Genomic DNA, 7978 nt, shown 5'->3' with positions numbered 1-7978 from the left:
TCATTTCCTATACTCGAACTCGTAGTCCCACAACCTGAAAATCAAAATATCAAAGCAAAGATAGCGGAGGTCATTTTGTGATACGGACTCGCAGTCCCTGAGGCTATGGACGACCTTAGCTCTATCTTTAGGGTAATAAAAAAGTCCAGGATGGTAAAATTCATCCTGAACTAATCTTAGGTTGTTTGTTTGTTTGTTTGACAATTTAGCTAATCTTTTACGTTTACTGTTACTGGCTTGGGTAAGCTGGTGACGAATTGATGGTAAGCTTCATCTTCACTAGTCGTAGTGATGTCAAAATCATCGGCAGTGAAGTTGGCTTGGTGTAAGCGGGTTTCATCAACGGTAAGGGTATGGGTAACCGTGGCATTTCCAATTAATTCAATGAAGTAACGATGGTTGGTAAAGTGCAGGACCGTTTGCACCATGCCACCAGGATTGTAAACCTTAATTGGGGTTTCAAAGTGGCCTAAATCCGGATGGGTTAAGGCAAAAGCCAAACTTGTTGCGGACATCCCCGTCCCACAGGCGTTAGTAAAACCAACTCCTCGTTCAAAGGTCCGGACAAAGAGCTCATTTGGCCCCAGAATCTTAGCGAAGTTGAGGTTAACTCCATCAGTAAAGTATGGATTTTTCCCGTTCAGATATTCCCCAAGTTCCTTCATCATTGGACCAACCAATAGATCTTCATCCCCAAAGGCAATTAAGTGGGGATTGGGGACTGCTAAGCTGGTAAATTTCACTCCCGGCGCAAGCTCTGGAAGGTAATCATCAATGATGCGGTCACGACCAAGCTTTTCAAATGGTAAGGCCGCGGCATTAAAACGGACGGGCGAAATTTCAACGGCAAAGGCAGGCACACCGGTAGCGAAATCGGCTTGCTTTTTAACCGTTAGGTCGGCTTGCTTGGTTTCAACCTTAAACGCGGTTTGTCCAGTTTTTTCACTTAAGTAGCGAGCAACGGTCCGCAAGCCGTTGCCACACATGGAAGCTTCACTCCCGTCAGCGTTGATCACCCGCATTTGGCCAAGAACACCATCGTGGTCAGACTTATTAACAACAAGGACCCCGTCAGCCCCGTTTAAAATCCCGTTAGCCGGGGCACAAAGCTTTTGCCCTAAGGTGACTAATTCAGCATCGGTCAAAGGTTGGTCAAGTTCAGTTTGATCTAAGATAAAAAAGTGATTAAATGAACCGTGAACTTTAAGTAATTTTGTCATGTTTTTCCTCGCTTTAATTAAAGAAGTGGTGGTTAATGGCCTTGATGGCCTGGTTAGTATCGGTAGGGTCGACCCCAATCATGGTGGCAATCTTGGAAGCCCCTTGGTTAATCATTTGGATCGCAATGTGTTCGTTAGCTAGGATACCAAGAATTTCTGCCGGCACAGTTGGGGAGGTGGCCATGCCCTCGCCAACGACCGTGATTAAGGCAAAGTCATTAATCCATTCCAAACGGTCAGGATTAACCGTTGCTTGAATTTCATCGCAAATTTCGTCAATGATTTCTGGCGTTAACTTATGCTTATCAAAGACAATGGTAATATCATCAATCCCGGATGGCATATGCTCATAAGAAACGTCATGTTCTTGGAGAATCGTTAAGATTTGTAAGGTGAAGCCGGCTTCCTTATTAAGGAGATATTTATGCAGGTAAAGGGCAGCAAAGTGCTTTCCCGCGGCAATCCCGGTTACGGGAGAGCTTGGCTGAAAATTGTGATCCGGAACGATCAGCGTTCCCGGTTTTTCTGGGGCCCAAGTATTCTTAACATTGATGGGAATTCCCGCCGCAATCACCGGTAAGAGCGCTTCATCATGGAAAACTGAGAAACCAGCATAAGAAAGTTCCCGCATTTCGCGATAAGTCATTTTCTTAATGGGGGTTGGATGTTCAACTAACTTTGGGTCGACCGCATAAATTGAGTCAACATCGGTAAAGTTTTCGTATTTCTCAGCTCCCAGACCACGAGCAAGGATCGCTCCGGTAATGTCAGACCCACCCCGGGAAAAGGTTGCAATGTAGCCCGCCATCGTAAAGCCAAAAAAGCCTGGAACCACTACCCGTTCATCATCAGCAACCTTAAAGTCTTGGAGTCGGTAGTAGGTTTCCGGCGCCACCACCGCATTGTTCGGGGTTCCCGTAACCATGATCCCGATAGCTTGCGGATCAGCAAACCGGGCTTTGATACCCAAGTGATTTAAAATAGCGGCTAATAACCGGGCATTTAATCGTTCGCCATGCGCTTTAAAGGTCGCCATTAAGTATGAATCAGCGGGGTAATTGCCATTTGGCAAATTTACTAAGGCTTTGTGAATGGGAGCCAAGGCTTCCGCTGGTAAGTTAAAGTAATCCCCAATTGCCTGGTAGCGCTCAAAAATTTGGGTGACCGTGGCTTGATAAGCTTGCCCTTGTAAAACTTCATTCGCATACTTAATCAAGAGGTCAGTGACCTTTGTATCAGTCGATTCCCTTTTTCCGGGTGCGGAAGTCACAATCACCTTGCGGTCTTGATCGGCCTGGATAATTCTGATTGCTTGCGCAAAGGCCGCTCCGTTAGCAAGCGAACTGCCCCCAAATTTAATGACTTTCATATTTATGCACTCCTTTAGCAATTTCCGAAAATATTTTAATAGAATTCTAACACTGATTTCAAGCAGTGCAAGTCATAACTTTTTAGTAAAACGTTGAACTAAAGGGCTCAAAATTTGAACTTATATGTAGATTTTGACAAAAAATTAAAGTTAAATTAAAAACCCCTTGACGTCAGCAACAAATAATTATAAACTACCATTAAATCGAAGAGGCGCAACTGACAAGAGTAGCAGTTCCGAGTTTGCCGAAAACAATGAAAAATTGTGAAAGGGGAGGTTGCCGAAGTGATCACTGATACGGCTAGGTGATTAGCTGGGTCGACATAGAAGATATGTCGGACTGTCGTCGGACAAAAGGAGCCGGCGGTGCGCTATCGACTTTATTAAGGATATTGACTTAGTAAGCTCCCAGTGCATCGCCACCGCGGAGCTTTTTATTTTGCTGGCAGAATTGGAGGATAGGAATGCAACAAACAAGTCAACCATTGGAAGTTAACGATGCTGGTCACTTAATGATTGGTGGCGTTGATAGTCTGGAGCTCGCTGACCAGTATCAAACCCCTTTAGTTGCTTACGATGTAACTAAGATTCGTGATCAGATCCATCGTTTCCAACAAGTTTTTGAAGCCGCTGGAATTGATTATGCCGTTTCATTTGCTAGTAAGGCCTTGGCCATTAAAGCGATCTACCAAGTGATGAAAGCTGAGGGGGCCCACGCCGATGTTGTTTCGGGCGGTGAACTATACACAGCTAAAAGCGCTGGCTTTCCAATGGCTAAGGTTAGCTATCATGGGAATAATAAGTCTAAACGGGAATTAAGCGAAGCCCTTGATGCCGGGGTCGGCATGATCGTAATTGATAATTTCCACGAAATTGATCTGTTAAAGGAACTGCTTGCTAAACGAAATCAAAAGCAAGCGGTAATGTTACGGTTAACCCCAGGTATTACTGCTCATACGAATGAGTATATCCAAACCGGACAAGTTGATTCCAAGTTTGGCTTTGACCTCGCTTCGGGGCAAGCTGATCGTGCCCTGCAGCTCGTCCTAGCCGATGACCACTTTGATGTTCGCGGAATTCATGCCCACATTGGTTCGCAAATCTTTGATGTGCAAGGTTTTGCGGGGGTCGCTAAGAAGTTAGTGGCGGTGGCTAAGCATTTCCAAACTGAGTTTGCTTATGTCCCGGCAATTATCAATGTCGGTGGCGGCTTCGGTATTCGCTACGTCAGTGCTGACCATCCCCAAGCACCAGAAGCTTTTGTTAAGACGATCGTTGATGAAATTAAAACAGCCACAGAAGAAGCTGATTTACCAATGCCAGCCATCTGGATTGAACCGGGACGGTCTTTAGTGGGACCTGCTGGTTACAACCTCTATACCGTTGGCAGTCGAAAAGATATTCCAGGTTTCAAGCCGTTCGTTTCCGTTGACGGGGGGATGGGTGATAATATTCGGCCAGCTCTTTACCAAGCAGAATACGAAACGGTTTTGGCCCGGGACCCCAAGGCCAAAGCAGTCGAAACGGTACGGATTGCTGGTAAGTATTGTGAATCTGGTGATATTCTTAGCCAAGGGCAACCGCTCCCGGCTACCCAACCAGGAGACGTCCTCGCGATGCTTGCTACCGGCGCTTACGGCTACTCAATGGCTTCTAATTATAATCGGAATCCTCGCCCGGCAGTCGTCTTTGTTGAAAATGGTAAAAGTTACCTTGTTGTAAAGCGCGAGTCTTATGCCGAGCTAGTGCAAAATGATCAGGATTATCCAAACGCTTAAAAGAAAATTTCTACTTATTATATGGAGGTACACAAATGGCAACTCTTGATGCCCAATCAATCATTAACTACATCGCAACCGCAGAAAAGAAAACCCCGGTTAAGGTTTACTTGAAGGGACCGCATTTAGACCAAGTCGAATTTCCAGCAAGTACCGATCCCTTTATTGAAACGACAACGGGGGTGCTCTTCGGCGACTGGAAAGTTGTTAAGCCCTTCTTGGCTTCGCACAAAGCGGACTTTACTAGTGTCCGGATTGAAAATAACGCGCGGAATTCAGCCGTTCCATTGTTGGATATGAAGGAAATTAATGCACGGATCGAACCGGGGGCAATCATTCGCGACCAGGTTGTAATTGGCGATAATGCCGTGGTAATGATGGGCGCAACCATTAATATTGGGGCTGAAGTTGGTGAAGGTTCAATGATTGATATGGGAGCCATCCTTGGTGGCCGGGCGATCGTTGGTAAAAACTGCCACATCGGTGCCGGAACTGTCCTGGCTGGGGTAGTTGAACCAGCGAGTGCTCAACCAGTCCGGGTTGATGATGATGTCTTGATCGGGGCCAATGCCGTGGTAATTGAAGGAGTTCACATTGGCAAGGGCGCTGTTGTTGCGGCTGGAGCGGTCGTCGTTGAAGATGTTCCAGCTGGTAAGGTGGTTGCTGGGGTGCCAGCTCGGATTATCAAGGATGTTGATGATCAAACGACTAGTAAGACTGGCCTGGAAGCTGATTTACGGAAGTTGTAATTATGCTAAGTGAAAATGAATTAATTCAAATCCGTCGCCACCTCCATCAAATTCCAGAACTGGCCCTAAAAGAATACGAAACCCATGCTTACTTGCTTCAAGTGATCGCGCAGCTTCAGACCGATTATATGGAAGTTCAAACGCCAGCTGAATTACCAACGGCGCTGCTGGTATTGATTAAGGGGACGGCCCCGCAACGAACGATTGGTTATCGAACTGATATTGATGCCTTGCCCGTTACTGAAGCAACTGGTTTACCCTTTACCTCGCAACATCCTGGCGTAATGCACGCTTGTGGCCATGATATCCACATGACCGTTGCCTTAGGTGTCTTGAGTTACTTTGCCAGTCACCAACCCAAGGATAATTTACTCTTCTTCTTTCAACCAGCGGAAGAAAGTGAAAATGGCGGGAAACTAGCTTACGAACGGGGGATTTTTAACGGCCAATGGCGACCGGATGAATTTTACGGGCTCCACGATAATCCGGATCTACCAGCTGGAGCCATCGGTTGTCGGATGGGAACCTTATTTGCCGGAACCACAGAATTAAATATTGATATTGAAGGTCAAGGCGGGCACGCTGCCTTTCCGCAAGACGCTAACGATGCCGTCGTTGCAATGGCCACCTTGGTTACGCAGATTCAAACCATTGTTTCTCGGAATATCGATCCGATCCAAAGTGGCGTGGTTACAATCGGAAAAGTCGAAGCTGGTACGATTCGAAACGTTATCGCTGGCCATGCTCGCCTTGAAGGTACCATCCGGGGTTTGACTCAGGAAATGCTCCTCAAGATTGACGATCGTCTGCGCGCCCTTTGTCAAGGCCTTGAAGTTAGCTTTGGCGTTAAAGTTGAGCTTGAACTAAACCAGGGTGGTTACTGGCCGGTTGAAAATAATCCGGCACTAACTAAACGTTTTATTAATTATATGCAAACGGCGCCTGGAGTTAATTTTATTGAAACTAAGCCAGCAATGACTGGGGAAGACTTTGGTTATCTCTTAGCCAAGTTCCCGGGAACGATGTTTTGGCTGGGGGTTGAAGATGACGCGCAGTTACATTCGGCAACCTTAACACCGAAGGAAGCGTCTATTCAGCGAGGAGTCACGGCAATTACTGGTTTTTTAACAGCGCGGATGAATGAAAAATAAAGGAGATAAGCTTATGAATTTACAAGCTGCAGATTTTATGGTTGCTATTATTACCCCGTTTGATGAGAATAACCAAATTAACTATCCAGCCTTGGATCGCTTAACGGATCATCTCCTTGAAAAGGGAGCCAATGGGTTTGTGATTGGAGGAACGACTGGGGAAACCCCAACTTTGAGCCATGATGAAAAGTTAGCTCTCTATAAGCACTTTGGCGCTTATGTTGATGGTCGGGTACCGGTGATTGCCGGGACGGGAAGCAACAATACCGCAGAAACCATTGCTTTTACAAACGAAGTTGCCGAAATTGATGGAATTGATGTCGCCCTGGTCGTTGTGCCTCCTTACAACAAGCCAAACCAACGGGGGATGATCGCTCACTTTACCAAGGTTGCTGATGAAGTCAACATCCCGGTAATGATCTACAATATCCCAGGACGGACGGGAGTCAAGATGGAAGTTTCAACCTTGGTAGAACTTTCTCATCACGAAAACATTGTGGCAGTAAAGCAGTGTGCCAGCTTAACCGAAATGCAAGCGTTAATTGACCAAACCCCAGATGATTTTGCGGTCTTCTCCGGGGAAGATGCCCAAGCCCTCTTTACCAAGGTAATTGGTGGTGCTGGGGTGATTTCCGTTGCCGGTCACGTTTATCCTGCACAAATGCGGGCAATGTACGATGCTTTAGACCGGGGCGATGTTGCAACGGCTGGGCGCTTACAACGGTGGTTAACCCCAAAGATGGCGGCCCTTTTCATGTTTCCATCGCCATCCCCAGTTAAGGCGGTTTTAAACGCGCAAGGCTTTGAAGTTGGTGGTTGCCGTTTACCAATCGTCACCTTGAATACTGAAGAAAAATCTCAGTTAGCAACGGCTCTTGGCCTGGAAGCACACGCCTTAGAAGGTGCCTTACCCCTTGATTTAGGAGGTGACCTTAATGCCTAAGGTTTTAATTGCTGGTTATACCGGAGCAATGGGCCGCTACGCAACCGATTTGGTTAACAACCTGCCAGGGTTTGAAATTACGGCTGGGCTTGCGCCCCACGATGCGGATACGAAGATGCCTGCGACGGCCCAAATTTATCATTCATTGGCTGAAATTGAACCGGGGGTTGCTGAGATTTGGTTGGACTTCACGGTACCAAGTGCAGTCAAAGCAAACGTTACTTTTGCCCTTCAGCATGGCTTTACCCCAATTGTCGGGACGACCGGATTAACTTCAGCTGATGTAGCTGAACTCCAAGCCTTGGCTGAAGAAAATGGGCAAGGTGGATTGATTGCCCCCAACTTTGGGATGAGTGCGGTGCTCTTAATGAAGTTTGCAAAGGAAGCAGCGGCTTACTTCCCGGATGCTGATGTGATTGAAATGCACCACGGTGACAAGAAAGATGCGCCATCTGGAACGGCTTTGACGACGGCCCAAATGATTGCGGCTGGTCGCCAGAGCGCGCCCCAACCGACGGTGAGCGAAGAATCCGTTTCGGGGGCTTTGGGGGCTAATGTTGACGGAGTAGCCGTCCATGCAGTCCGGCTTCCCGGTTACATTGCCCACGAACAAGTTTTGTTTGGGGGTCCCGGGGAAGCACTGACGATTCGACAAGACTCCTTTGACCGCGCTTCCTTTATGAGTGGGGTCAAAGTTGCCTTACAAAAAGCCAATCAATTAACTAGCTTAGTCTTTGGATTAGAAGAGATTTTATAAGAGAGGAACGG

Annotated in this window: 7 protein-coding genes and 1 riboswitch; of the genes, 5 read left to right on the top strand and 2 right to left on the bottom strand. The window is 46.9% G+C overall.

Features of this window, described 5'->3' with window-relative positions; genetic code table 11:
• Positions 1–209 precede the first annotated feature (209 nt).
• Positions 210–1220: a diaminopimelate epimerase gene (dapF, locus tag H5993_RS03155; protein ID WP_204776193.1), complete on the bottom strand. Its 1011-nt coding sequence runs from the start codon at positions 1218–1220 to the stop codon at positions 210–212.
• A gap of 13 nt (positions 1221–1233) precedes the next feature.
• The gene (locus tag H5993_RS03150; protein WP_204776192.1) at positions 1234–2589 is read right to left on the bottom strand and encodes an aspartate kinase; all 1356 of its coding nucleotides are present in this window, start codon (positions 2587–2589) and stop codon (positions 1234–1236) included.
• A 199-nt stretch (positions 2590–2788) separates the two neighbouring features.
• Positions 2789–2972: riboswitch (Lysine riboswitch) on the top strand.
• An 81-nt stretch (positions 2973–3053) separates the two neighbouring features.
• On the opposite strand from H5993_RS03150, the gene lysA reads away from it, so the two are divergent.
• The 5 genes from lysA to dapB are packed head-to-tail and all read left to right on the top strand — an operon-like array spanning position 3054 to position 7967.
• Positions 3054–4367 (top strand): diaminopimelate decarboxylase, encoded by a 1314-nt coding sequence (gene lysA, locus H5993_RS03145; protein WP_204776191.1) that lies wholly within the window; start codon positions 3054–3056, stop codon positions 4365–4367.
• Positions 4368–4402: 35 nt separating this feature from the next.
• Positions 4403–5116 carry a 2,3,4,5-tetrahydropyridine-2,6-dicarboxylate N-acetyltransferase gene (gene dapD, locus H5993_RS03140; protein ID WP_180869715.1) on the top strand — a complete coding sequence of 238 codons (714 nt, stop codon included), beginning with the start codon at positions 4403–4405 and terminating at the stop codon, positions 5114–5116.
• Between the two features lie 2 nt (positions 5117–5118).
• A complete protein-coding gene (locus tag H5993_RS03135) occupies positions 5119–6267 on the top strand; it encodes an N-acetyldiaminopimelate deacetylase (protein WP_204776190.1) in 1149 nt (382 codons plus the stop codon).
• A gap of 13 nt (positions 6268–6280) precedes the next feature.
• Positions 6281–7210, top strand: coding sequence for a 4-hydroxy-tetrahydrodipicolinate synthase (gene dapA / locus H5993_RS03130; RefSeq protein WP_204776189.1), 930 nt, complete (start codon positions 6281–6283; stop codon positions 7208–7210).
• The gene (gene dapB / locus H5993_RS03125; protein ID WP_180869709.1) at positions 7203–7967 is read left to right on the top strand and encodes a 4-hydroxy-tetrahydrodipicolinate reductase; all 765 of its coding nucleotides are present in this window, start codon (positions 7203–7205) and stop codon (positions 7965–7967) included. Before dapA ends, dapB begins: the two co-directional genes overlap by 8 nt.
• The last annotated feature ends 11 nt before the right edge of the window (positions 7968–7978 follow it).

This window comes from Limosilactobacillus alvi (assembly GCF_016900115.1).
Lineage (GTDB): Bacteria > Bacillota > Bacilli > Lactobacillales > Lactobacillaceae > Limosilactobacillus > Limosilactobacillus alvi.
The sequence above is the reverse complement of the archived record's forward strand: the minus strand, read 5'-3'. Positions and strand labels throughout refer to the sequence as shown.